Source organism: Streptomyces sp. NPDC051133 (genome assembly GCF_040682635.1).
GTDB lineage: Bacteria > Actinomycetota > Actinomycetes > Streptomycetales > Streptomycetaceae > Streptomyces.
This window is the reverse complement of record NZ_JBFBBK010000019.1, coordinates 103,791-129,290: the sequence shown is the minus strand read 5'-3', so window position 1 is coordinate 129,290 and position 25,500 is coordinate 103,791. Positions and strand designations below refer to the sequence as shown.

At 72.3% G+C, this 25,500-nt stretch carries 21 protein-coding genes; 14 read left to right on the top strand and 7 right to left on the bottom strand.

What is annotated here, in order from left to right; translation table 11 throughout:
- Positions 1 to 72: 72 nt before the first annotated feature.
- The 4 genes from AB0N17_RS21120 (at position 73) to AB0N17_RS21105 (ending at position 6,775) form a co-directional block, all read left to right on the top strand.
- The gene (locus AB0N17_RS21120) at positions 73 to 900 is read left to right on the top strand and encodes an FAD binding domain-containing protein (protein ID WP_366012930.1); all 828 of its coding nucleotides are present in this window, start codon (positions 73 to 75) and stop codon (positions 898 to 900) included.
- Entirely contained in the window at positions 897 to 3,614 is a 2,718-nt protein-coding gene (locus AB0N17_RS21115) for a molybdopterin cofactor-binding domain-containing protein (RefSeq protein ID WP_366012929.1), read from the top strand. Before AB0N17_RS21120 ends, AB0N17_RS21115 begins: the two co-directional genes overlap by 4 nt.
- 6 nt (positions 3,615 to 3,620) lie before the next feature.
- The gene (locus tag AB0N17_RS21110; RefSeq protein ID WP_366012928.1) at positions 3,621 to 4,595 is read left to right on the top strand and encodes an antibiotic biosynthesis monooxygenase; all 975 of its coding nucleotides are present in this window, start codon (positions 3,621 to 3,623) and stop codon (positions 4,593 to 4,595) included.
- Between the two features lie 110 nt (positions 4,596 to 4,705).
- Positions 4,706 to 6,775: a SpoIIE family protein phosphatase gene (locus AB0N17_RS21105; protein WP_366012927.1), complete on the top strand. Its 2,070-nt coding sequence runs from the start codon at positions 4,706 to 4,708 to the stop codon at positions 6,773 to 6,775.
- 31 nt (positions 6,776 to 6,806) lie between these two features.
- Here the strand turns inward: AB0N17_RS21105 and AB0N17_RS21100 are convergent, their stop codons facing one another.
- Positions 6,807 to 9,179, bottom strand: a complete 2,373-nt coding sequence (locus AB0N17_RS21100) for a SpoIIE family protein phosphatase (protein WP_366012926.1) — start codon at positions 9,177 to 9,179, stop codon at positions 6,807 to 6,809.
- Between the two features lie 160 nt (positions 9,180 to 9,339).
- Here AB0N17_RS21100 and AB0N17_RS21095 point away from each other — a divergent pair, with 160 nt between their 5' ends.
- From AB0N17_RS21095 to AB0N17_RS21085, 3 genes are read left to right on the top strand one after another with little or no spacing between them, the layout of a single operon-like run.
- A complete protein-coding gene (locus tag AB0N17_RS21095) occupies positions 9,340 to 9,570 on the top strand; it encodes a DUF2945 domain-containing protein (protein WP_366012925.1) in 231 nt (76 codons plus the stop codon).
- 6 nt (positions 9,571 to 9,576) lie between these two features.
- Positions 9,577 to 9,909 (top strand): DUF3140 domain-containing protein, encoded by a 333-nt coding sequence (locus tag AB0N17_RS21090; protein WP_366012924.1) that lies wholly within the window; start codon positions 9,577 to 9,579, stop codon positions 9,907 to 9,909.
- Positions 9,910 to 9,945: 36 nt separating this feature from the next.
- On the top strand, positions 9,946 to 10,152 hold the full coding sequence (locus AB0N17_RS21085; protein ID WP_366012923.1) for a hypothetical protein: 207 nt from the start codon (positions 9,946 to 9,948) through the stop codon (positions 10,150 to 10,152).
- A 147-nt stretch (positions 10,153 to 10,299) separates the two neighbouring features.
- Here the strand turns inward: AB0N17_RS21085 and AB0N17_RS21080 are convergent, their stop codons facing one another.
- Together AB0N17_RS21080 and AB0N17_RS21075 are read right to left on the bottom strand one after the other, a co-directional pair.
- Positions 10,300 to 11,517, bottom strand: a complete 1,218-nt coding sequence (locus AB0N17_RS21080) for a cytochrome P450 (protein ID WP_366012922.1) — start codon at positions 11,515 to 11,517, stop codon at positions 10,300 to 10,302.
- Between the two features lie 252 nt (positions 11,518 to 11,769).
- Positions 11,770 to 12,423 carry a GntR family transcriptional regulator gene (locus AB0N17_RS21075; RefSeq protein ID WP_366012921.1) on the bottom strand — a complete coding sequence of 218 codons (654 nt, stop codon included), beginning with the start codon at positions 12,421 to 12,423 and terminating at the stop codon, positions 11,770 to 11,772.
- 101 nt (positions 12,424 to 12,524) lie between these two features.
- Here AB0N17_RS21075 and glyA point away from each other — a divergent pair, with 101 nt between their 5' ends.
- The 7 genes from glyA to AB0N17_RS21040 are packed head-to-tail and all read left to right on the top strand — an operon-like array spanning position 12,525 to position 20,711.
- A complete protein-coding gene (gene glyA / locus AB0N17_RS21070; protein ID WP_366012920.1) occupies positions 12,525 to 13,868 on the top strand; it encodes a serine hydroxymethyltransferase in 1,344 nt (447 codons plus the stop codon).
- Complete coding sequence (locus tag AB0N17_RS21065) at positions 13,868 to 15,112, top strand: sarcosine oxidase subunit beta family protein (RefSeq protein WP_366012919.1); 1,245 nt, start codon at positions 13,868 to 13,870, stop codon at positions 15,110 to 15,112. The genes glyA and AB0N17_RS21065 overlap by 1 nt, the downstream gene beginning before the upstream one ends.
- 26 nt (positions 15,113 to 15,138) lie before the next feature.
- The gene (locus AB0N17_RS21060) at positions 15,139 to 15,465 is read left to right on the top strand and encodes a sarcosine oxidase subunit delta (protein WP_366012918.1); all 327 of its coding nucleotides are present in this window, start codon (positions 15,139 to 15,141) and stop codon (positions 15,463 to 15,465) included.
- A complete protein-coding gene (locus tag AB0N17_RS21055) occupies positions 15,462 to 18,332 on the top strand; it encodes a 2Fe-2S iron-sulfur cluster-binding protein (protein WP_366012917.1) in 2,871 nt (956 codons plus the stop codon). The genes AB0N17_RS21060 and AB0N17_RS21055 overlap by 4 nt, the downstream gene beginning before the upstream one ends.
- The gene (locus tag AB0N17_RS21050; RefSeq protein WP_366012916.1) at positions 18,322 to 18,915 is read left to right on the top strand and encodes a sarcosine oxidase subunit gamma family protein; all 594 of its coding nucleotides are present in this window, start codon (positions 18,322 to 18,324) and stop codon (positions 18,913 to 18,915) included. The genes AB0N17_RS21055 and AB0N17_RS21050 overlap by 11 nt, the downstream gene beginning before the upstream one ends.
- Positions 18,916 to 18,954: 39 nt before the next feature.
- Positions 18,955 to 19,803, top strand: a complete 849-nt coding sequence (gene purU / locus AB0N17_RS21045) for a formyltetrahydrofolate deformylase (RefSeq protein ID WP_366012915.1) — start codon at positions 18,955 to 18,957, stop codon at positions 19,801 to 19,803.
- A 53-nt stretch (positions 19,804 to 19,856) separates the two neighbouring features.
- Positions 19,857 to 20,711 (top strand): alpha/beta fold hydrolase, encoded by an 855-nt coding sequence (locus tag AB0N17_RS21040; protein ID WP_366012914.1) that lies wholly within the window; start codon positions 19,857 to 19,859, stop codon positions 20,709 to 20,711.
- Between the two features lie 35 nt (positions 20,712 to 20,746).
- Here the strand turns inward: AB0N17_RS21040 and AB0N17_RS21035 are convergent, their stop codons facing one another.
- From AB0N17_RS21035 to AB0N17_RS21020, 4 genes are all read right to left on the bottom strand, one after another.
- Positions 20,747 to 22,405 (bottom strand): penicillin-binding transpeptidase domain-containing protein, encoded by a 1,659-nt coding sequence (locus tag AB0N17_RS21035; RefSeq protein WP_366012913.1) that lies wholly within the window; start codon positions 22,403 to 22,405, stop codon positions 20,747 to 20,749.
- An 86-nt stretch (positions 22,406 to 22,491) separates the two neighbouring features.
- Entirely contained in the window at positions 22,492 to 23,307 is an 816-nt protein-coding gene (locus tag AB0N17_RS21030; RefSeq protein WP_366012970.1) for a carbohydrate ABC transporter permease, read from the bottom strand.
- 29 nt (positions 23,308 to 23,336) lie between these two features.
- Positions 23,337 to 24,191: a sugar ABC transporter permease gene (locus tag AB0N17_RS21025; protein WP_366012969.1), complete on the bottom strand. Its 855-nt coding sequence runs from the start codon at positions 24,189 to 24,191 to the stop codon at positions 23,337 to 23,339.
- A gap of 64 nt (positions 24,192 to 24,255) precedes the next feature.
- On the bottom strand, positions 24,256 to 25,500 hold the full coding sequence (locus AB0N17_RS21020) for an extracellular solute-binding protein (RefSeq protein WP_366012912.1): 1,245 nt from the start codon (positions 25,498 to 25,500) through the stop codon (positions 24,256 to 24,258).

The window sequence follows — 25,500 nt, the reverse complement described above, 5'->3', positions numbered from 1 at the left end:
ACGATGTGGCCCGGCGGCCAAATTCGCATGGTCAACGGGTCGTCAGCTCCGTTCTCGCGTAGGTCGGTTCCCATGGACCTCAACACCATCACCGAAGTGGTCAGGCGACCGTCCGAGCGGCCGGGCACGGACTGGCACGAGGGCGACGCCTGGCTCGCAGGGGGGACATGGCTCTACTCCACGGAGCAGCCGGACCTGCGCAGGCTGATCGACCTGACGGCGCTCCCCTGGGAGCCGCTCGTCCCGACGGGCGAGGGCCTGGAGATCAGTGCCACCTGCACCGTCCGCGACCTGTACGGCTACCCGTGGCCGAAGGACTGGACCGCCGCACTCCTCTTCCGCAAGTGCTGCGAGGCGTTCCTGTCCTCGTTCAAGGTCTGGAACGCGGCGACCGTCGGCGGCAACATCTGCATGTCCCTGCCCGCCGGCCCGATGATCACGTTGACGGTCGCGCTCGAGGCACGGTACGAGCTGTGGGCGGCCGACGGTTCCGTGCGCTTCGTCGACGCCCTCGATTTCGTCACGGGCGACCACCGCAACGTCCTCCTCCCCGGGGAGATCCTCCGGCGCGTCCTCGTTCCGGGGCACGCGCTGCGCAAACGCACCGCGCACCGCCGCTTCACGCTGACCCGGCTCGGCCGGTCGACGGTGTTCCTCGTCGGCACGCAGCGGCTGGGAGGCAACGACCTGCTGCTCACCGTCACCGCGGGCACCACCCGGCCGGTCCGCATCGCCTTCGCGTCCCTGCCCGACGCCCGGGCCCTGCGGCAGAGCATCGACGCGATACCTGCCGGCGTCTGGTTCGCCGACCCCAACGGGACCCCTGACCACCGCCGGCACCTGACCCGGCACTTCGCCGAAGAGATCCGCCGCGAACTCACGGCTGGGGACCTGCCATGACCTGCCTCGTCAACGGCCGGAGGTTCGACCGGGAACCGGCCCCGGGCCAGTGCCTGCGCACCTTCCTGCGCGACCTCGGCCACTTCGGTGTCAAGAAGGGGTGCGACGCGGGCGACTGCGGCGCCTGCACGGTGTGGCTCGACGGCGTACCGGTACACAGCTGCATCACTCCCGCCTTCCGCGCGGACGGCCACGAGGTGACCACCATCGAGGGCCTCGGACGCCCCGGCGCCCCGCACCCCATGCAGCGGCAGTTCGAGGACGCCCCGGGGTTCCAGTGCGGCTTCTGCACGGCAGGGATGATCATGACGTCGGCGACCTTCACCGAGGAGCAGAAGGCGGACCTGCCGAGGGCGTTGAAGGGCAACCTCTGCCGCTGCACCGGGTACCGGGCGATCGAGGACGCCGTGAAGGGCGTCGGCGCGGTGGAGACGGCAGCGCCGGGCAGGGCCGTGGGGACGAGCGTCGGCGCGCCCGCGGGCCACGACGTCGTGACGGGGCACGCCGAGTTCACCATGGACACGCACATCGACGGCATGCTGCACCTCAAGGTGCTGCACTCACCCCACGCGCACGCCCGGATCGCCTCGGTCGACAAGAGCGCCGCGCTCGCGGTGCCGGGCGTGCACCGGGTCTACACCTGGCAGGACGTGCCCCGCCGGCGCTTCACCACGGCGATCCACACCGACCACCTGGTCGATCCGGACGACACCTACATCCTCGACGACACGGTCCGCTTCGCGGGCCAGCGCGTCGCCGCCGTCCTGGCCGACACCGCGGGAGCGGCGGAGGAGGGCTGCCGGCGGCTGGTGGTCGAGTACGAGGTGCTGCCGGCGGTGTTCGACCCCGAGGAGGCGATGGCCGAGGGCGCACCCCAACTGCACGGCTCGCACGACCCGTTCGTCCGCGACCCCGTCCACAACATCCTGGTCGAACTGCACGCGCACATCGGCGACGTCGACGCGGGATTCGCCGCGGCCGACGTGATCCACGAAGGCACGTACTTCTCCCCGCGCGTGCAGCACGCGCATCTGGAGACCCACGGCTCGATCGCCTGGCTGGAGGACGGCCGGCTGACCGTCCGCACCAGCTCGCAGTCACCGTCGATCGCCAAGGTCAAACTGGAGTACCTGTTCGCGCTGCGCCCCGACCAGCTGCGGGTGTTCTGCAAGCGCGTCGGCGGCGGATTCGGCGGCAAGCAGGAGGTGATCACGGAGGACCTGGTCGCGCTCGCCACCCTGGACACCGGACGCCCCACCTGCCTGGAGTTCACCCGCGAGGAGGAGTTCACCACGGCCTCGCCCCGGCATCCGATGACCCTGACGGTCAAGCTCGGCGCGAAGGCCGACGGAACGCTCACCGCGTGCCAGGTACGCAACGTGTCCAACACGGGTGCCTACGGCAACCACGGCGGCGAAACGCTGTACGCGGGCGGAGCCGCCGTCATGATCTACCGCTGCCCCCACAAGAAGTACGACGCCTACTCCGTCTACACGAACACCGTGCCGAGCGGGGCGCTGCGCGGGTACGGCATGACACAGCCCGCGTTCGCCGTGGAGTCGGCGATGGACGAACTGGCCCGCGCCCTGCACATCGATCCGCTCGAACTGCGCCGGCGCAACGTCGTGCGGCCGGGTGAGCCCCTGGTCGCCATGGACGACGGCCCCGACGACGTGCTCTTCACCGAGGACGGACTCGCCCGGTGCATCGACCTGGTGGGCGACGCCCTGGCCCGCACGGCCGGCCAGGCGCCCCCCGGCCCCGAGTGGCTCGTCGGAGCGGGCGTGGCGAGTTCCCTGCACGAGACCGCGCCGCCGACGGACCACCTCTCCGAGGCCTGGGTGACCCTGGGCGACGACCTCATCTACGAACTGGCCGTGGGGACGGTCGAGTTCGGAGAGGGAACCTCCACGGCCCATGTCCAGATCGCGGCCAACCAGCTGGGCACGACGCCGTCGCGGATCCGTCTGGTGCAGTCCGACACCGACCGGACGGGATTCGACACCGGTGCCTTCGCGAGCGCGGGCCTGTTCGTGGCGGGCAACGCGGTCCTGCGGGCGGCGGGCGCCGTACGCGACCGCATCCTGGAGTTCGCCGCGGCGCACACGGGCGTGCACGTCGTGATGTGCATGATGGACGACGACGGTGTCCTCTGCGGGGACCGGCGGGTGTCACTGGCCGAACTCGTCGCCCTGGCCAGGGCGCGCGGCATCCGGTTCACCGCCGCCCGCAAGGCGTACGGCTCGCCCCGGAGCGTCACCTCCAACACGCAGGGCTTCAGGGTCGCAGTGCACCGGGTGACCGGCGAGATACGGATCCTGTACAGCGTGCAGGCCGCGGACGCCGGGGTGATCATCAACCCGGCACAGGTCCGGGGACAGATCGAGGGCGGTGTCGCCCAGGGCATCGGCTTCGCGCTGACCGAGAACCATCACGTCGACGACGACGGAGCCATGGTCAACCCGAACCTCCGGAACTACCGCATCCCCGCCTACGCCGACATCCCGCGCACCGAGGTCCTCCTGGTGGGCTCGGCGGACTCGGTGGGCCCCATGCGGGCGAAGGGGATGGCGGAATGCTGCATCAACCCGGTGGCCCCCGCGCTCGCCAACGCGGTCCACGACGCCACGGGCGTCCGCTACCGTGCGCTGCCGCTGACCCCGGAGCGCATTTACGGGCGGCTCCCCGCGCAGCAGTCGGTGTCGGCAGGCTGATCCACCATGAGCACCCGGAAGAACGTAGCCGCCGCGGCGACGGCGATCATCGGCCAGAAGGTCCTGCCCGGCACGGAGCGGGAGTTCGAGAAGTGGCAGCAGGACCTCAACGCCGCGGCCGCCTACTACCCCGGTTTCCTCGGCGCCGAGGTCTCCCCGCCGACCCCGCTGCAGCCCGACTGGGTCGTCGTGTACCGGTTCGACTCGGTGGCGCACCTGCAGGCGTGGATCAACAGCGCGACCCGGCAGACGTATCTCGACGTCGGCGCCCGGTACTTCGACGGCCCCGCGACCCAGCAGGTGGTCAGCAGCGGCACGCAGGCCCTGGATCCGCTGGTCACCGTGGTGGTCACCCACCGCGTCCACCCCGGCCACGTCGACGCATTCCTCGAATGGCAGCACCGCATGGTCGAGGCGGAGAGCACGTTCGAGGGGTTCCGCGGGACCGAGCTGTTCCGCCCCATCGAGGGACTGCAGGAGGAATGGACCACCCTGTACCGCTACGACAGCGCCGAGCACCTCGACGCCTGGCTGACGTCGCCGCAACGGCAGCGGATCCTGGCCGAGGGCGAGAAGTTCAACGACTTCGGGCTGCGCACGATAGACAACTCGTTCGGCAGCTGGTTCGCCTTCGAGGGCAACGGCAAGCAGGCACCGGCGCCCCCCTCCGAGACCCGGACCTCCCTCGCCGTCTGGGTCGGCCTGTACCCGACCGTCGTCCTGCTCACGCTCGCTCTCTCCCCGCTGCACCTGCGGCTCTGGATCGGCCTGCTCGTGGGCAACCTGCTGTCGAGCTTCCTGATGAGCTTCCTCACCATGCCCTACTACGTGAACCCCCTGCTCGGGCGCTGGCTGCGGCCGCCACCGGACGAACCGGCGGCCAGGACCAACCTCCGCGGCCTCGGCGTCGTCGCGGTGGTGATGGCCCTGTGGGCCGCCCTCTTCTACCTGGTCACCGTCCGGTTCTGGACCCTGCCCTGACCGGACCGGTCCAGGTGTGGGGTGCCCCGGTCCCGTACGACCATGGAGGAAGGCAGCATCCCCGCCGCAGCCGCACGAGCCGAGGCATGGAGCGGGAGGGAAAATGAGGCATGGGCACGACTGACTCCTCCCGAGCGGGCGACGGCCGGTCGGCGGCGGCTTCCAGTGCGCCGCCCAGTGGCCTGCTCGACCTGCTCAGCGTCGCCGCGGTGGTGCTGAACGCCCAGGGGCAGGTCGTCTTCTGGAGCCCGAAGGCCGAGGAGCTGTTCGGCTACACCGCGGCGGAGGCGCTGGGCCAGTACGCGGCTCCGCTGACGATCCACGAGGAGCACCAGGACGAGGTGATCAGGCTGTTCGCCGAGGTCATGGAGTCCGGCACCGACTGGGCCGGAGCCTTCCCGATCCGGCACAAGGACGGCAGCACCCGCCTGCTGGAGTTCCGCAACATGCGGCTGCTGGACGTCCTCGGCGAGGTCTACGTCCTGGGCCTCGCCGCCGACCAGGCCACGGTGGAGCGGGTCGAGCGCAACGCCGCCCTGGCCATGCGCCTGGTGTCCCAGTCCCCGGTCGGGCTGGCCATACTCGACGCGGACCTGCGGTACGTGGCCGTGAACCCCGCTCTCGAACGCATCACCGGCCAGTCCGCCGCCGAGCGCCTCGGCCGGCCGGCGGGCGAGGTCCTGGCCTTCCTGGACACGAATCCCGAGGCACGCCTGCGCCGGGTCCTGGCGACCGGCGAGTCGGTCGTCGACCGGGACATCCTCTGCCGTCCCCCGAACGACCCGGACCACGACCATGCCTGGTCCGTCTCGTACTACCGGCTGGAGGACTCCGGCGGGAGGGTGCTGGGCCTGGCCTACTCCGTCATCGACGTCACCGAGCGTCATCGGGCCGCCGCGGAGGCGGCACGGGCCCGGCAGCGGCTCGCGCTGATCGCCGAGGCCTCCGCCTGTGTCGGCACCACCCTCGATCTGGAGACGACGGCGCGCGAGCTCGCCGACGTCGTCGTACCGGTCCTGGCCGACGTGGCCGCCGTGGACGTGCTCGACAGCGTCCTGGACGGCCGCACCGCGCCGCAGGAGGGCCCGGCCCTCTTCCGCACCCTCGCCGTCACCGCGGCCCACACGACCGAGGTGGTCCACGCGGCCGGCCCGCCGGGATCACTCGTCACCTACGACAGCGACCGTCTGATCACCCGGTGCGTGCGCACCCGCCGACCGGTCCTGGTGCCTCACACCACCCGTCGGGACCTGGAACACATCGCCCGCCACGGCGCGGCCGCCTCCCTCCTCGAGGCCGCCGGAGTGCACTCCTACCTGGCGGTGCCGCTCATGGCCCGGGGCGAGGTCCTGGGCGCCCTCGACCTCACCCGCACCCGGAACTCCGCTCCCTTCGACGACGACGACGCCGTCCTCGCCGCCGAGTTGGCCGCCCGGGCCGCGGTCTGCATCGACAACGCCCGCGGATACCAGGCCCAGCGCCACGCCGCCCTCACGCTCCAGCGCAGTCTGCTCCCCGAACTCCAGTCCCACCTGCCGGGGCTGGAGGTGGCCTGCCGCTACCAGCCCGCCGGCGCCACGAGCGAGATCGGCGGCGACTGGTACGACGCCATCCCGCTCCAGGGGGACAAGACCGCCCTGGTCGTCGGCGACGTCATGGGCAGCGGCATCAACGCGGCCGCCACCATGGGACAACTCCGCAGCGCCGCCCGCGCCTTCGCCGAACTCGACCTCGCCCCCGCCGAGGCCCTGCACCACTTGGATCACCTGACCGAAGGCGTCGAACAGACCATCACCACCTGCATCTACTGCGTCTACGACCCGCACCGCGGCCAGTGCGAGATCTGCCTCGCCGGCCACCTCCCCCCGGTCGTGATGCGGGCCGGCCACGCGGCGCAGCTGCTCGACCTGCCCACCGGCGCACCGCTGGGCGTCGGCGGGGTCCCCTTCGAGGCCACCACCATCGCCCTGCGCCCCGGTGACGCGCTGGCCCTCTACACCGACGGCCTGGTCGAGACCCGCAGCGAACCCATCGACGCCCGCCTGAACACCCTCCTCGACGCCTTCACCACTACCCGCGGCCACGAGCTGGAGGACACCTGCGACCGCGTCCTGGACATGCTGCGGTCGCCCGGCGGCGAGGACGACGTCGCGCTGCTCCTCGTCCGAGCCGGGCGCTGACGGGCCGGGCTCCTGGCTGAAGGGCCGGGCCCTAGGGGATGGCCAGCTCGGCCCAGATGGTCTTCCCGGAGGCGGTGTAGCGCGTGCCCCAGCGCTGGGACACCTGCGCGACGAGGAACAGACCGCGGCCCCCCTCCTCGTCCCGCCGCGCCCGCCGCAGGTGGGGTGCGGTGTGCGCGCTGTCGGAGACCTCGCACAGCAGGCAGCGGTCCCTGATCAGCCTCAGCATGACGGGCCCGGTGGCGTACCGGATGCCGTTGGTGACCAGCTCGCTCACCACGAGGGCGGCGGTGAACGACAGGTCGGACAGCCCCCAGGCCGCCAGCTGGCGCTCCGTGAGGGTGCGGGCCCGGGCCACCATCGCCGGCTCGGGCGGCAGCTCCAAATCCACCACGTGGTCGGCGCCGAGCCGCAGGGTGCGCACGAGCAGCAGCGTGGCGTCGTCCGCCTGCGCACCGGGCGGCAAGGTCGACAGCGCCCGGTCGCACAGCTCCTCCACGGGGCAGCGCTGCCAGCTGAGCACATGGACCAGCCGGTCGATGCCGCTGTCGATGTCGGTGCGCCGGTCCTCCACGACTCCGTCGGTGAAGAACGCCACCACGCTGCCGCTGGACAGGCTCATCTCGACGTTCTCGTAGGGCAGACCCCCCAGCCCCAGGGGCGGCCCCGGCGCCAGCGCGGACAGGGCGACCGAGCCGTTCGCATCGGCCACGATCGGCGACGGATGCCCCGCGCTCGCCCAGACGCACCGGCCGCTGACCGGGTCGTAGATCGCGTACAGGCAGGTCACCCCGAGCGTCTCCTCGCTCAGCCCGTCGTCCGCGTCGGATCCGGAGTCCTGCGCGACCAGGTCGTCCAGCCGGGTGAGCAGCTCGGCCGGATCCAGGTCCAGCAGGGCCAGGGTCCGCACGGTGGCCCGCAACCGGCCCATGGTCGCCGCCGCGTGCACGCCGTGGCCCACCACGTCACCGACGGTCAGGCCCACCCGGGCACCGGACAGCGGGATCACGTCGAACCAGTCGCCGCCCACGCCCACCCGGCTGTCGGCGGGCAGATAGCGGTACGCCACGTCGACCGCGCTCTGTTCGGGCAGGTGCTGGGGCAGCAGGCTCCGCTGCAGTACCAGGGCCGCCGCGTGCTGGCTGGTGTAGCGGCGGGCGTTGTCGATGCCGACGGCGGCCCGCTCGGCCAGTTCCACGGCGAGCGCCTGCTCCTCCGCGCCGAAGGGGTCGGGGTTGGCGCTGCGCCGGAAGGTGGCGAGGCCCAGGATCGCGTCGCGGGTGAGCAGCGGGACGAAGAGGCAGGACTGCGCGGGATCCGATCCCGCCCCGTCCGGTGCCGCGGACGGCGAGGTGTCGACGACGGGCCGGCTGGAGGCCAGGCTCAGCGCCTGCGGCGACGAGGGCGGATAGGAGACGGGACTGGTCCGGAACTCCTCCGGGGTCCGCCCGTGCATCCGCAGCAGGCTGTGCCCGGGCGCCGAGCCCGTCGGCGGCTGCCGCCCCTCGATGACCGCCGGCGGCAGGTCCACCAGCACCTCGTCGGCCAGCTGCGGTACCGCCACGTCGGCCAGTTCCGCGGCCGTACGGCGCACGTCCAGCGAGGCCCCGATGCGCTTTCCCGCCCGCACCAGCAGCGACAGGCGTTCCTGGGCGCGGTACCGGTCGGTGATGTCCAGGGACTCCTCGAACAGCCCCAGCGGTTCGCCCCGGGCGTCCACCAGCCGGTGGTACGAGCAGGACCAGACGTGCTCGCGCACCGGGTCGGCGGGGGCGCGCCCGCGGTAGTGCATGCCGAGGATCGGTTCACCCGTCTTCAGCACGTGCTCCATGATCTGGTCTTCGTCGGGTGGGTGGTGGCGGGAGATGAATTCGCCCTCGGGGAAGAGATCCGCGGCCGGCCGGCCGATGTACTGGGCGATCCCGGCGAGCTCCAGATCGGTGGAGACGTTCCCCCACACCACACGCCCGTCGGTGTCGAAGATCGTCAGGCCCACGGAGGACTCGGTCGCCAGTCCCTGCAGCAGCGCCAGCTGCGACTCCCAGCAGCGCTGCGTCTCCAGATCGGCCGCGAGCACGACGGTCGCGGCGACGCCCCGGTGCGCGAGCGGGCTGAACGTCACCGCCGCGCGCAGGGTACGTCCGTCCCGGCAGCGCAGGTCGAGGACGGCACTGCGCGGCCGGTGCGTCCTGCAGAGGGCGGACAGCCGCCGCCCCTGGGGCGCTGCCAGCAGCCGGGCGGCCGGGCGGCCCAGCACGTCCTCGGGCGCGTGTCCGAGCAGACGCTCGGCCGAGGACGCCCATCCGGAGACGCGGCCTTCGTCGTCCAGCACCGCAGCGGCGGCCTTGGAGAGGTCCAAGGGGCTGTGGAAATCGACATCGGCCGCCTTCGGAAAACGATCCATGGCACCGCTTCCCTTCCCGCCCCCTCAGCATCCCGTGTCACACGACGGACGACAACCTGGATGCCGGGCGGGAAGCTGCGCGACCGGCGCGCCGCCCGCACTCTGGAAGAGCGGTCCCGTCCGGAAGGACACTCCCCACGACCGCGAAGGAGCGTGGCGTATGGCGAAGAGCCGTGACGAGGACAAGAAGCTGCGCAAGGGCGACAAGGTGGCCTGGAGCAGTCATGGCAGCCGGACCGAGGGCGAGGTGACGAAGAAGATCACCGAGCGCACCGAGTCGGCGGGCCGCACCGTGGACGCGTCGCCGGACGACCCGCAGTACGAGGTCCGCAGCGAGAAGTCCGGCAGGTCCGCGGTGCACAAGCCGTCCGCGCTGAAGAAGAAGAAGTGAGTCGGCGTGGACGACGAGGAGCGCAAGGAGACCTGGGACGACTTCCGTGAGCTGGTGAACATGACACCGGCCGCACTGGACAAGTGGCTGGAGTCGGACGAGTCGCACAGCGCCGGACAGCACCAGGACGGCGGTGAGTCCACCGGGCACGCGTCCGGCCGCCGGATCACGCAGATCCTGCGGGCGAAGAAGGGCGACCTCTCGGACGACGACTACCGGCACATGCGCAAGGTCGTCGGCTACGTCCGCCGCCATCTGGCCCAGCGCCCCTCGGGAGACGTGCGGGACACCCGGTGGCGGTACTCCCTGATGAACTGGGGTCACGACCCGCTGGCCTGACGGGGAGACACGTACGAGGGGAGGCAGCCGTCGCCCATGCGTCACCGGCTGACGAAAGGCGGCCGGGGCCCGGGCCGGACCATGGCCGTCGGCGCGCTGTGCGTCTCGGCCTCGGCCGTCCTGCTCGGCCTGGCGCCCACCGCCCACGGATCCGGGACGGGCAAGGGCCCGTCCGCCGGGCTCCGCCGAGGGGACACGCACGCCGCTCCGGGCCAGGGGCGACGCGCGGACGCCGGGGACTGAAGCGGCGCCGGGCGGTGTCCGGCGGCCCGGAGGGCGTCGGCCCGGTGGCCGTGCCGCGGTCGGCAGGCCGGGAGGGTGACGCCTGAGCGCGCCGGACCCGGGGCCGCGGAGCCCCGGGTCCGGCGGGGCGGGCGGGCCCGCCCGGCGTCACCAGGTGACCGGCAGGCGCACCGGGAAGCGGCGGATGGTCCCGGTGTCCCAGTGGATGTCCTCGGGGGCGACGTCCAGCCGCAGGTGGGGGAAGCGGGTCAGCAGACCGGTGACCGCGCTCTCCAGCTCCGCCCGCGCGAGCGGCGCGGCGAGGCAGTGGTGGCCGCCCCAGCCGAACGTCATGTTCGGACGCACCGACCGTTCCAGGTCGAGCCTGTGCGGGTCCGTGAAGACGGACGGGTCGCGGTTGGCGGTCAGGTACGACACGTGCACGAAGTCACCGGCGCTGATGACGGTCCCCTCCACCTCCACGTCCTCCAGCGCGAGCCGGGGGATGCCCACGCCCTTGCGGAAGGGGATGAACCGCAGCAGCTCCTCCAGCGCGCCGGAGAACCTCTCGGGGTCGGCCGCTAGTGCGGCCCGTTCCTCGGGCCGGGTCAGCAGCATGTAGACGATGTTGCTGATCTGGCAGGTTGCGGTGTCGTTGCCGCTGAGGATGAGCGTGACGGCCAGGACCGCCAACTCGTCGTCGCTGAGGGGCTCCTCGCCCTCCGGCACCGGGGCGGCGGCCATGGCGCTGAGCAGGTCCTCGCCCGGCGTGGTCCGCCGTTCCGGCACCAGCGCGGCGAAGTACGCGCGCAGGGAGGCCTTGGCGTCGGCCGCGTCCTGCCGGGCGTCCGGCGAGGTGGCCAGGAGCCGCATGGTGCACGCACGCAGCGGCTCGCGGTCGGCCTCGGGGACGCCGAGGAGCTCGCAGATGGTCAGGTGGGGCAGCGGGACGGACAGCCGCGTGACCAGGTCCGTGGGCGGCCCCACCTCCGCCATCTCCGCGAGCAGCCCGGCCGTCACCCGGTCCACGGCCGGCCGCATGCGTGCCACCCGGTCGCGCGTGAACGCCTGCGCCGCCACGTGCCGCAACCGGGTGCCGTGCGGCGGGTCCGCCACGTTGATCGACTCCGGCGACACGATGGGCTCGGGCGTCATCCTCGGGTAGTCGCGCCCGACGATCGCCGCCCGGCTGAACCTGGGGTCGCACGTCACCTGGCGCACTCCGGCGAAGCTGGTCACCAGCCACGCCTCCGCCTCGCCGTAGGGCAGGCGGATCCGGCTGACCGGACCGTCCTGCGCCAGCGAGGCCAGCGCCGGGTCGAACTCCAGGGCGTGGGCGAAGTCGAAGGGGCATTCGGGCACTGCTGCGGTGTCGTGGAACGACATACATCCTCCTCTGCGCGCCGCGGGGCGCATCACTTCCGAGGGTGTCGGCCTTCCCCGTGTCGGCCTTTCAGCGCCGTCGCGGCGGCCGCGTGGGCTGAAGGCGCTGATCAGGCAGTTGCGGTAGCCGAGGCTCCGGCTCACCTGAGTGAGGCGACATGGACCCAATATGGGGCAGCCCGACCGGTCTCGCAGAACATGCGCTTCAGGCAACGAAGTGCTCGGGGGTGACGCAGCGGGCAGCGGAGCCGGTCCTCAGATGACGCCGCGGATCGCCGCCTCGAACCCTTCGACATGGCTCGCGGCGAGAGCCCTGGCCTTCTCCGCGTCGCGGTCGACGATGGCGCGCAGCAGCGGTCCGTGTTCGTGGACGTGACCCGCCAGGCCCGGGAGACGGTCGAGGAACAGGCACCAGATGCGGGTGGCCAGGTTGTCGTACCTGATCAGGGTGTCCTCGAGGTAAGGATTGCGGGTGGCGGCGTAGATGGCGCGGTGCACGGTCATGTCGAGCCGGATCAGGTCCGCCCCGCCGCCGGCCGTGTCCGACAGCCGTTCCAGCAACCGGCCGAGCGCGGCGCGGTCGCCCTCGGCGGCGCGTTCGGCGGCCAGGGCCGCGGCGAGCGGCTCCAGCTGGCGCCGGACCTCCGAGATGTGCCCGAGATCGGCGATCTGGACCTCGGTGGCGAAGGTGCCGCGCCGCGGGTAGGCGACGATCAGACGCTCGTGCTCCAGCCGCTTCAGGGCCTCGCGCACCGGTGTGCGCCCGAAACCCAGCTCCGCGGCGATCCGCTCGTCGTTGATCGGCTCCCCGGGGCGGATCCGGAGCGTGACGAGACGGTCCGAGATGCTGCGATAGGCCTGGTCGGCCAGCGTCTGGCCGCCGTGACCGGCGACGGTGGACGAAGTCACCGCGCATCCCTCCCTTGACGCTCCCGGATCGCCTGCCTACTGTACCGCACACAGCACGTTGATATATCAGTCGTCTTTTAGTTGCTCCCGCTGGAGTTCCCATGACTGACCCCGCCCCCGGGCAGGCACCGGCCCGAGCCCACCGCTCCGCCCTCCTCGGCGCCCGGCTCCACGACGTCGATCCCGAGATCGCCACGGCCATCGACGCGGAGCTAGCCCGCCAGCGCGGCACGCTGGAGATGATCGCGAGCGAGAACTTCGCGCCGCTCGCGGTCATGCAGGCCCAGGGCTCGGTACTGACCAACAAGTACGCCGAGGGTTACCCGGGGCGCCGCTACTACGGCGGCTGCGAGCACGTCGACGCCATCGAGCAGCTCGCCATCGACCGCGTCAGGGAGCTGTTCGGAGCCGAAGCCGCCAACGTGCAGCCCCACTCCGGCGCGCAGGCCAACGCCGCCGTGATGGCCGCCCTGCTGCAGCCCGGCGACACGATCCTGGGGCTGGACCTGGCCCACGGCGGCCACCTCACCCACGGCATGCGGATCAACTTCTCCGGACGCCTGTACAAGGTGGCCGCCTACCAGGTCGACGAGCGCGACCACCGCATCGACATGGAGCAGGTCCGGGGGCTCGCCCACGAGCACCGGCCGCAGCTGATCGTGGCCGGCTGGTCGGCCTACCCCCGCCGGCTCGACTTCGCCGAGTTCCGCCGCATCGCGGACGAGGTCGACGCCTATCTGATGGTCGACATGGCCCACTTCGCCGGCCTGGTCGCCGCCGGGCTGCACCCCTCTCCCGTCCCGCACGCGCACGTGGTGACCACCACCACCCACAAGACCCTCGGCGGCCCCCGCGGCGGTGTCATCCTGTCCACCGCCGACCTCGCCAAGAAGATCAACTCCTCGGTGTTCCCCGGCCAGCAGGGCGGCCCCCTCGAACACGTCGTCGCGGCGAAGGCCGTGGCCTTCAAGATGGCCGCGCAGCCGGAGTTCGCCGACCGCCAGCGCCGCACGCTCGAAGGGGCCGCGATCCTGGCCGAGCGGCTGCTGGCCGAGGACACCCGGTCCGCCGGGGTCAGCGTCCTCACCGGGGGCACGGACGTGCACCTGGTCCTGGTGGACCTGCGCCACTCGGAACTCGACGGCCGGCAGGCCGAGGACCGGCTGCACCGGATCGGCATCACCGTCAACCGCAACGCCGTCCCCTTCGACCCGCGCCCGCCGATGATCAGCTCCGGCGTCCGCATCGGCACCCCCGCCCTCGCCGCCCGCGGCTTCGGGGCCGAGGAGTTCACGGAGGTCGCCGACATCGTCGCCACGGCTTTCCTGCCCGGCTTCGACGACGCGGTGGCCGCCGCACTGCGGGCGCGCGTCCAGGTCCTGACCGACCGCTTCCCGCTCTACCCCGCCGATCCGCGGCTCGCGCCCCAGGAGGCTGCTCAGTGATGCGTCCGTACGACACTGCCGCCACGCCCGGCGACGTCCTGCCCGACCACCCCGACTTCCTGTGGCGCAACCCCGACCCCAAGCCGTCCTACGACGTCGTCATCGTCGGCGGCGGCGGACACGGCCTGGCCACCGCCTACTACCTCGCCAAGAACCACGGCATCACCGACATCGCGGTCCTGGAGAAGGGCTGGCTCGCGGGCGGCAACATGGCCCGCAACACCACCATCATCCGCTCCAACTACCTCTGGGACGAGAGCTCCGGCATCTACGAGCACTCGCTGAAGCTGTGGGAGACCCTGGAGGAAGACCTCGACTACCCCATCCTCTTCAGCCAGCGCGGAGTCCTCAACCTCGCCCACAGCCTCCAGGACGTCCGCGACAGCAAGCGCCGCGTCTACGCCAACCAGCTCAACGGCATCGACGCCGAGTGGCTCGAGCCGGACGAGGTAGCCAAGGTCTGTCCCATCGTCAACACCTCTCCCGACGTGCGCTATCCGGTGCTCGGCGCCACCTACCAGCCCCGCGCGGGCATCGCCAAGCACGACTACGTCGCCTGGGGCTTCGCACGCAGGGCCGACGACTACGGCATCGACCTCATCCAGGACTGCGAAGTCACCGGCCTCGACATCCAGGGCGGCCGGGTGAGGGGGGTCCGGACCACCCGCGGCCCGATCGCCGCCGGCAAGGTCGCCCTCGCCGCCGCGGGCCACTCCTCGGTGCTGGCCGCCATGGCCGGCCTGCGGCTGCCCCTGCAGAGCCACCCGCTGCAGGCACTGGTCTCCGAACTCCTCGAACCGGTGCACCCGACGGTCGTGATGTCGAACGCCGTGCACGTGTACGTCTCCCAGGCCCACAAGGGCGAACTCGTCATGGGCGCCGGCATCGACAGCTACAACGGCTACGGACAGCGCGGCTCCTTCCACATCCTGGAACGCCAGATGGCCGCCGCGCTGGAGCTCTTCCCGGTCTTCGCCCGCGCCCACCTGCTGCGCACCTGGGCCGGCATCGTCGACGTCACCCCGGACGCCTCACCCATCGTGGGCCTCACCCCCGTCGAGAACCTCTACCTCAACTGCGGCTGGGGCACCGGCGGCTTCAAGGCGACACCGGGCGTCGGCTGGGCCTACGCGCACACCATCGCCACCGGCGAACCCCACCCCTACAACGCGCCCTTCACCCTCGACCGCTTCACCACCGGCGCGCTGGTCGACGAGCACGGCGCAGCGGCAGTCGCCCACTGACGGCCCGGCGTGCCAAGGAGGTTCCCATGCAGCTCATCACCTGCCCCTGGTGCGGCGAGCGCGAAGAGATCGAATTCCACTACGGCGGGCAGGCGCACGTCGCCTACCCCGACGACCCGTACGCGCTCGACGACGAACAGTGGGCCCAGTACGTCTTCTTCCGCGACAACCCCAAGGGCCCGTTCGCCGAGAGGTGGGTGCACGCGGCCGGCTGCCGGCGCTGGTTCAACGCCGTGCGCGACACCGTCACCCATGAGTTCCTCGCGGTCCACGACACCCGGGACCCGCACCCCCGCACCCCGGGCACCGCCCCGGGCGCCGAGCCGCACACAGGCCAGGAGGCCGGCCGATGACCCACCCGTTCCGTGTCCGCGGCCACGGTCACCTGGACCGCGACACCACGCTCACCTTCGTCTTCGACGGCACCGCCTACACCGGACACCCCGGCGACACCCTCGCCTCGGCCCTGCTCGCCAACGGCGTGCACCACGTGGCCGACAGCATCAAGTACGGACGGCCCCGCGGTGTCCTGGCCGCCGGTGCCGAGGAGCCCAACGCGCTCGTGCAGATCGAGGCCCCCTTCCCCGAGCCCATGCTCACCGCCACCACCGTGGAGCTGTACGACGGCCTCGCCGCCCGGGGACTGTCCGGGCAGGGACGGCTCAGCAGCCAACCCGACCCGGCCCGCTACGACACCATGCACGCCCACTGCGACCTGCTGGTCGTCGGCGCCGGCCCGGCGGGACTGGCCGCCACCCTGGCGGGCGCCCGGGCCGGGGCCCGGGTGATCCTCGTCGACGAACTCCCGCGGCCCGGCGGTTCGCTGCTGGGCGGCCAGGAACTGCTCGACGGCAGGCCCGCCACCGAGTGGGTTGACGAGGTCGCCGCGGAACTCGCCGCCTGCCCCGACGTCCGGGTACTGCCGCGCACCACGGCTTTCGGCCACTACGACGACGGACTCGTCCTCGCCCTGGAGAAGCGCACGGACCACCTCGGCGCCGCGGCACCCGCCCACCTCTCGCGGCAGCGGGTCTGGCGCATCCGCGCCAAGCAGGTCGTCTACGCCACCGGCGCCTATGAACGTCCGGTCGCCTTCGACGACAACGACCGCCCCGGCATCATGCTGGCCGGCTCGGCGCGCACCTACCTCAACCGCTTCGGCGTCCTGCCCGGGCGGCAGGCGGCGGTGTTCACCACGAACGACAGCGCCTATCCGGCAGCCCTCGAACTGGCCGACGCGGGCCTGCGGATCGCCGCGGTGATCGACGCCCGCGAGGAGGTGCCCGCCCACTGGCGCACCGCCTGCCACGAACGGGGCATCGACGTCCGCGCCGGCCACGTCGTCACCGGCACCAGCGGCGTCGAACACGTCTCCCGCGCCCACGTGGCCCCGTTCCGCCAGGGACGCCCCGGCGACCGGCAGGGCATCGACTGCGACCTGCTGATGGTCTCCGGCGGCTGGAACCCCGCGGTGGCCCTGTTCAGCCAGGCCCGCGGCACGCTGCGCTACGACGCCGCGACCGGAGCCTTCGTGCCCGCGCAGGCGCCGGACACGGTGCGCACGGCGGGAGCGGCCGGCGGCACCTTCACCCTGGCCGGCTGTCTCACCGACGGCGTGGACGCCGCCGGGCGGGCCTTGTCGGCCCTCGGCAGGTCCGGCGGGACGGTCGGCCTGCCGGCCGCCGATCCGCCGCCGGAAGGGGCGCCGGGCCGGGTGCTGTGGCGGGTCCCGAGCCCCCAGGACGGCCCGGACGGCCGGGACGGTACCCACCAGTTCGTCGACCTCCAGCGCGACGCCGTCGTCGCCGACGTGCTGCGGGCGACCGGGGCGGGCCTGAGGTCGGTGGAGCACGTCAAGCGTTACACCACCATCGGCACCGCCCACGACCAGGGCCGCACCTCGGGCGTGATGACCTCGGGCATCGTCGCCGAGGCGCTCGGGGTGGACGTCGCCGACCTCGGCACCACCCGCTTCCGCCCGCCCACCGTGCCCGTGCCCTTCGCCGCCCTCGCCGGCCGCAACCGCGGGGAGCTGTTCGACCCGGTCCGGGTGACCGCGCTGCACCCCTGGCACGTCGAGCACGGCGCCCTGTTCGAGGACGTCGGCCAGTGGAAGCGTCCCTGGTACTACCCCCGGGCGGGCGAGACCATGGAGGAGGCGGTGCTGCGCGAGTGCCGGGCCGCCCGCACGGGCGTCGCGATGATGGACGGCTCCACGCTCGGCAAGATCAACGTGCAGGGACCGGACGCCGGTGTGCTGCTGGACCGGCTCTACACGAACCTGATGAGCACGCTCAAGGTGGGCCGGATCCGCTACGGCGTGATGTGCGGCGTCGACGGCATGGCCCTCGACGACGGCACGGTGATCCGGGTGGCCGAGCAGGAGTTCCTGCTGACCACGACCACCGGCAACGCGGCCAGGGTCCTCGAATGGATGGAGGAGTGGCTGCAGACGGAGTGGCCGGACCTGCGCGTGCACCTCACCTCGGTCACCGAGCACTGGGCGACCGTCCCGCTGGTGGGCCCCCGCTCCCGCGAGGTGCTGGCCCTGGTGGCCCCCGGACTGGACGTCGACAACGACGCGTTCCCGTTCATGTCGTGGCGCGACACCACCGTCGCCGGCATCCCGGCCCGCGTGTGCCGCATCAGCTTCTCCGGTGAACTCGCCTACGAGATCAACGTTCCCGCCTGGGACGGCATCACCGTGTGGAAGGCCCTGTACGCGGCCGGTGGCCCGTTCGGCATCACCCCGTACGGCACCGAGACGATGCACGTGCTGCGCGCCGAGAAGGCGTACCCGATCATCGGGCAGGACACCGACGGCACCGTCACCCCGCAGGACCTGGGCATGTCGTGGGTCGTGTCCAAGAAGAAGCCGGACTTCGTCGGCAAGCGGTCCTTCTCGCGCGAGGAGAACCGGCGCGGCGACCGCAAGCAACTGGTGGGCCTGCTGCCGGCCGACGAACGGGTCCTGCTGCCCGAAGGCGCCCAGATCATCGCCACGAGCACGGTGCCGGAGCCGCCCGTGCCCATGCTCGGCCACGTCACCTCCAGCTACCGGAGCGACGCACTGCGGCGCACGTTCGCCCTGGCCCTGGTGCGCTCCGGAACCGAGCGCATCGGCGACACCCTCTACGTCCCCCTGGACGGCCGTACCGTCCCGGTGACCGTGACCGACCCCGTGCTCTTCGACAAGGAGGGAGCTCGCCGTGACGGTTGAGACGCCCGCCCGCTTCAGCCCGCTCGCCGCGTGGCAGGACCGTCTGGACCGGCTGCCCACCGGGGTGCAGGCGAGGGAACTGCCCTTCCTGACCCAGCTCAGCCTGCGCGTGCGGCCCGGCAGCCGGGCGGCGAAGGCCGTCGAGGCCGCCCTGGGCATCACGCTGCCGGGCCCCGTGAGCGCCGAACTGTCCGGCGACGTCAAGGCGCTGTGGGCGGGCCCGGACGAATGGCTGCTGGTGGCGCCCGACGGCCGGCAGACCGAGCTTGTCGCCCGGCTGCGGGCGGCCATCGGGGACGAGTTCGCCACCGTCACCGACGTCTCGGCGCAGCGCACCACCCTGGCCCTGTCCGGGCACCTGGTCCGCACGGTGCTGGCCCAGGGCTGCGCCATCGATCTGGACCGGCGGGTGACGCCCGTCGGCGCCTGCCTGACGACGTTGCTCGCCCAGGCCCCGGTCACCCTGGTGGTGCGGGGCGAGGCGGCCTCCGCCGTCTGGCTGCTGGTCCGCTCCTCGTTCGCGTCCTACCTGGCCACCTGGCTCGTCGACGCCTGCACGGAGTACGGCTCAGGCACCGCATGAGCATCAGCGTCTTCGACCGAGGAGCCCTTGGAGCCCCGCATGAACAGCGAGTTCGTCCTCACCCTCAGCTGCCCCGAGCGCCCCGGCGTCCTCCACGCCGTGACGTCGTTCCTCCTGCGGCACGGGTGTGACATCACCGAGCACCAGCAGTTCGACGACACCGACGGGGGCAGCGTCTTCCTGCGTACGAGCTTCACCTCCGCCCGGACCGGCCTGCACGGGCTGCGGGACTCCTTCGCCCCCGTGGCCGCCGAGTTCGGCATGGAATGGCAGCTCAGGGACGCCGCCGCGAAGCCGCGCGTGCTGGTGATGGTGTCGAGGTTCGACCACTGCCTGGCCGATCTGCTCTACCGGTGGCGCAGCGGTGAACTGGACGCCGAGATCGTCCTGGTGGCCTCCAACCACCCCGACCTCCGCCCGCTGGCCGCGGCACAGGGCGTGCCCTACGAGCACGTCCCGGTCACGCCCGGCACCAAACCACAGGCGGAGGCCCGGCTGCTGGCGCTCGTCGAGGAACACCGCGTCGACCTCGTCGTCCTCGCCCGCTACATGCAGGTGCTCTCCGACGACCTGTGCAAGCGGCTGGAAGGCCGCGCCATCAACATCCACCACTCCTTCCTGCCGAGCTTCGCCGGGGCCAAGCCCTACCACCAGGCGCACCGCCGCGGAGTGAAGCTCGTCGGGGCCACCGCCCACTACGTCACCGCCGACCTCGACGAGGGCCCGATCATCGAGCAGGAGATCATCCGAGTCGATCACCGCGCGAGCCCCGACCAGCTCGTCACCGTCGGCCGTGACGCCGAACGCCTGGCGCTGGCCCGCGCCGTCAACTGGCACTGCCAGAGCCGCGTCCTGCTCCACGGCAACCGGACCGTGGTCTTCAACTGACGTCCCCTTGTCCGGTGTCGGTCATAGGGGGTGCCCACTACAGTGCACCCCATATGACTCTCCTGCACACTCACGACCATGGGGGCGACGGCCCGCAACTGCTTCTCCTGCACGGCTTCGGACGCTCGCTGAGCGACTGGGACGCCTCGGCGGCCCTGCTCACCGCCGGGCACCGCGTCCTCGCCGTCGACCTTCCCGGCCACGGCCGCTCTCCCGGCATCTCTCCGTGGACCATTCCCACCGTGGTCCGGCTCATCGCGGACACGCTCGACGCGCACGGAGTGCCGGAGGCCGTCGTGGTGGGCCATTCCCTCGGCGGACTCGTCGCGGTCGAGTACGCCCGTGCGCACCCGGGCCGGGCCCGTGCCGCCGTGAACCTCGACGGCTTCTGGTGGGGACGCGAGTACCCCGGCGCCGAACGGGTCGGTGAAGGGCTGCTGGCGTCGGCCGGGGCCGTCGCGCCACCCGCACACATCGAGAACCAGGTCGCCGACGCCGTCCGGTTCGGGATTCCCGCCGGCCGCGCGGAAGCCGCCGCCCGCGCGGCCGCACGCCCGCTGCCCGACGGCACGTGGCAGACGCTGCCGGAACGGGCGACGGCGCTGCAGATCGTCGACGAGCTCCACCGGCTCGGCGCGCTCGGTGTCACCGCGTGGCTGGACGGAGTCGACTCCCCGCTGCTGCTGGTACAGGCCGGGCGCCGGCTGCCGCCCGCGCCCGGCATGGAGTGGTTCGGCGACTTCAGTGCCCGGTTCGCGCGCGAGGTCGCCGACGACTTGGCCGTGCTCTCCCGCCGCCGGGCGGCCATCGACGTCCAGCGGATCGACGCCACCCACCCCATGGTCCTGCAGACTCCCGAAGCGGTGGCGGCGCTGGTCGCCGGGTTCGTGCGAAACCTGCCCGACTGAGCGCACGGTCGGCTGGTCGTGGCCCGCCGGGGGCGTCAGCTTCCCGTCAGCAGTCGCCGGACGACGTACCCGGCGGAGTCCACGCCGGAGCTGCCGCCTTCGACCAGACTCGCCACCGCCATGCGGGAGTCGTACGCGGTGAGCCAGCCGTTGGTGTGGTCCCCCTCCTCGGCCGTGCCCGTCTTGCCGCCGACGCCCGGCAGCCCGCCGAGCCGCGGTGCGGCGGTGCCGCTGGTGGCCACGCCGCGCATCATCGACCGGAGGTAGCCCGCGGTGCGGGCGGTGATCGGCCGGGGCGCGGTCTGCTGGTGCTGCCCCGGCAGGATGACGGGCTGCTCGAACGCGCCGCCTCGTACGGTGGCCGCCACGGACGCCATGAACAGCGGTGTGGCCGTGACCCGGCCCTGTCCGATGAACTGGGCCGCCTGGTCGCCGCCTTGGGCGTCCGTGGGGATGCTCGGATCGGTCGTGGCCACCCCGCCGCCGATCGACCAGCTGCCCATGCCGAACACCTCGACCGCCTCGTCGTGCAGGGCGGAGGCGTCACCGTCGTGCACGAGGTAGTGGAAGCCGTCCTTGATGAAGGAGGTGTTGCACGACACCGTGAACGCCTGGGCGAGGGTGGAGCCGGAGTCGGCCTTCACTCCCGGGTCGTTGTGGAACTGCTGGCTGTTGGCGGTCAGTGAGTCCGTGCAGGGCGCGGGGCTGTTCGGGGTGAGGCCGGCCCGGTCGAACAGGGCCGCCGAGGAGATGATCTTCATGGTGGAGCCCGGGGACTTGATGCCGTTGATGGCGATGTCCCCGTCCGAGCCGGTGTGCGCGAGCGCGAGGATGTGGCCGTTGCGCCAGTCGAGTGCGACGGTACCGGCCGGCTTGTCCTGGAGATGAGGGTCCGTCACCGCCCGCTCGGCCACGGCCTGGAGGCGGGCGTCGATGGTCGTCCTGACGACCGGGGTGCGGCCCTTGGAGAAGACCTTCAGGGCCTTGACCCCGGCTCCGCCGTCGTCGACCACCGCCACTCCCGTACCGGTACTGCCGCCCGTGGGCCTGGCGTTCCGGCGGACGGTCGCCGCGATGTCCCGCAGCGAGGAGAACGTGGACAGGTCCGTCCTGCCGTCGCTCGCCACCACCTTCGCCGACGTGGCGCCGGCGGGGAGTCTGCCCGCGCTGAGCGACTGCTCCGCACCGAGACCCGGATACAGCACCGAGTTGTTCCAGCGCACCGCCGGCACGCCGTTCGTGCTGTGCACGACGGCCACGGCGCCGGAGTAGGTCCAGGTGCCGCCCGCCACCCGGGCCCGCACGTCGAACGTGACCTTGGTGGCCCCGGGCGTCACCGGCGACGGACCGGCCGACAGGACGTGGTCGAACGTCAGGCTCTTCAGCCGCAGCCCGTCCTTGTAGTGCCGCAGCGCCCGAGCGGCCGCGTCGGGCGTGTCGGTGTCCGCTGCCGCTCCGTCGAGACGCTGCCGGGACCAGCTGTCCAGGAACGCCCGGGCCAGCCGGACCGCGTCGGCGTCCGACGGTGGCGTGCTCGACAGGGCGGACGGATCGAAGCCGCGGGCCGCGTCGGTCCGGTCGTCCCCCGAGGCCCCGGCGGTCAGCCCGTGGACGATGTTGTACGCGCCGATGCCCCCCACGACGAGCAGCGCGGTGCAGGCCCCGGCCATGCCGAGCTTCACAGGTCTGTTCACGACAGGGATTGTTGCGGCCCCCGGCCGGTCGGGCCTGAGTACGGGTACTCAAACCCCGTGAGGACGCAGGGCGCCGGTGGCGCACCTCACTTGACGGCTCCGCCGGTGATCCCCGCGGCGATGTGGCGCTGGGCGGCCACGAGCAGGGCCGCCGCCGGGAGGGACGCGAGGACCGCGGTCGCCATGACGGCGTTCCACCGGTTCGTGTGGGCGCCGATGTACTGGTAGATGCCGAGGGTGACCGGGCGCACGGCGTCCGTGGTGTCGAGCGTGAGGGCGAAGAGGAAGTCGCTCCAGGCGAGGAGGAAGGCGAAGATCCCGGCCGTGATCAGTGCGTTGGTGCTCAACGGCAGCACCACGGACCGGAAGACGCGCAGCTCGCCGGCGCCGTCCACCCGGGCGGCCTCGACGATCTCCCGTGGGATGCCCTGCATGAACGCCCGCAGAACGACGATCGCGAAGGGCACCCCGGCGGTCGAGTCGGCCAGGATCAGCCCGAGGTGGGAGTCGAGCAGCCCCAGGCCGGCGTAGGCGCCGTAGAGCGCGTCGGCGACGGCGATGCCCGGCACCGCCTGGGTGACCAGAACGCCGAAGACGACGAGGGTGCCGCCCCGGAGGGGGAACCGGGCCAGGGCGTAGGCCGCCGGTGCGGCGAGCGTGAGGCTCAGCGCCGCGCTGCCGAGGGCCACGACGAGGCTGGTGACGAGGTGGCGCCCCTGGTCGCGCAGCGCGGCGGCGTAGCCGCCGAGGTCCGGGTGGACGGGGAACCAGTTCTCCCGCGCGGCGGCATCGGCCGGCTGCAGGGAGACGTTCACCGTCCAGTACACCGGGAACAGCATCAGCGCGAGCAGGACGATCCCCGCGATCGTCGACGCCCACCCCCGTGCGGGCGCGCGCTTCACCGGCCCCCGCTTCACGCGGTCGCTCCCCTTCACGCGTCGAGGGCACGCCGGTGGGCGCGCAGGTGGACGACGGCGAAGACCAGCGAGAGGACGATGAGCACGTTGCCCAGGGCGGCGCCGCGCCCGAACTCCAGCTGCTGGAAGGACAGGTCGTAGGAGCGGGTGGCCAGGGTCTGGGTGGCGTCGGCCGGTCCGCCGCCCGTCACGACGAGGATGATGTCCAGGGTCCTGAACGTGCAGACCGCGCCCAGCACCAGCACGACGCCGGCCACGGGCCGCAGCAGCGGCCAGGTGACGTACCGGAACGTGTCCAGCCGGCCCGCTCCGTCCAGCGTCGCCGCCTCGTACAGATGCGCCGGGATGTCCTGCAGGGCGCCGTACAGGATCGCGGTGTTGAACGGGATCCCCACCCAGACGTTGACCAGGATCACCGACACGAGCGCCTGCGAGGTGCCGGTCAGCCAGGGGACGCCGGAGGACACGAGGTGGAGGTCGCGCAGCGCGCGGTTGACGACGCCCGTGTCGGTGTCGAGCATCCACCGCCAGGCCGTACCGGACACGACCAGGGGGAGCAGCCACGGCAGCAGGAGGAGCGACCGCAGCACGCCGCCGAGCGGGAACCTGCGCCGGAAGAACAGGGCGATGGCCAGACCGAGCACGAACTGCCCCGCCAGCGAACCGGCCGTGAAGACGACCGTGGTCAGCAGGGTCTTCGACCACCAATCGGAGGAGAGGACCGCCGAGTAGTTCCGCAGCCCCGCGAACGGCGCGGCGCCGGTGTAGAACGTCGTGGCCGTGTACCGCCGGAAGCTCATCACGACGTTCTGGACGACCGGGTAGCCGAAGAACAGCACGAGGTAGGCCACCGCGGGTGCGGCGAACAGCCACGGGGCGACCGGCTCCCGCGAGCGTGCCCCGCCCCCGCGTGCCCGGGGGAGTGGCGAGCGGTCAGGAACCGGTCGCGGTCTGCTGCGCAACGCTGAGCGCTTCCTGCGGTGTCGACTCGCCCGTCAGGGCGGCCTGGACGGCGGTGTAGAGGGCGGTGGCCGTCCTGGGCCACTCGGCGCCGAGCCGGCCGGTGCGGGCCCGTGCCCGCTGCGTGCTCCGGACGAACGCGGCCATCGACGGGACCTCTTCGGCGTACCGGGACGCCACCGTGGTGCGGGAGGGCACGGTGAAGTTCTGCCGGGCCTCGGCGAGCATGTGCGCGGAGTCGTTCAGACAGGCGAGCACCCGGGCGGCCTTGCGCTGCCTGTCGGGGGAGGCGTTCTGCGGGACCGTCCACACCTCACCGCCGAGCGGGGTGACCAGGGTCTGCCCCGGCTGCCGGACGGGCAGCGGGGCCACTCCCCAGTGCAGGTTCTTCTCCTCGTTCAGGGCGGATATCCGCCAGGGGCCGTTGACCATCATGGCCGTCCTGCCCGCGGCGAACTGGTCGTGGACGTCCGCCTGATTCCAGTTCAGCACCGACGCCGACATGGATCCGCTCTTCACCAGGTCGACCCAGAGCCGCAGGGCCTGGGCGGCCTGCGGGCTGTCCAGGTGCCTCTCGTCCCCACCGTTGGACCACAGGAACGGGAGGAACTGCCAGGCGCCCTCGAACGTGGCGTTCGCGTCCACCGCCATGCCGTGACGTCCCGGGCGGGTCAGCGCGGCCGCGGCCGTCTTCAGCTCGTCCCAGCTCCGCGGCACGGTGACGCCGGCCTCGGCGAGCATGTCCTTGTTGTAGAAGAGGGCGGTCGTGCTGACCGTGGGGGCCAGCCCGTACACCTTTCCCCGGTAGGTGCCCGCCGACAGGATGCCCGGGGTGTAGCCGCCGGAGTCGACGCCGTACCGGTCCAGCGGGGTCAGCGCACCGGTCCGCGCGATCTGCTGCAGATCGGGGTTGTCCAGCATCAGCAGATCGGGAAGGGTCCGCGACGACGCCTCCCGGAGCACCGTCGGGACGAGCGACGACCCCGGCACGCTCCGCTGCTCGACCGTCACGCCGGCCGACCTGCCGCAGGCGGTGAGCCGCTCACCCCATCGGGCGTGCTCGGAGGCGTCGGTGTAGTAGTCGAGGGCCGTGATGGCGGTCGCCTCGCGCGAAGCGGACCCGCTGCCGGTGCCGCAGCCGCCGGCGGTCAGGGCCAGGACGACGGCTCCGAGGAGTGCGGCCGCGCGCCGGGCCGACGGGCCGACCGCTGACATCAT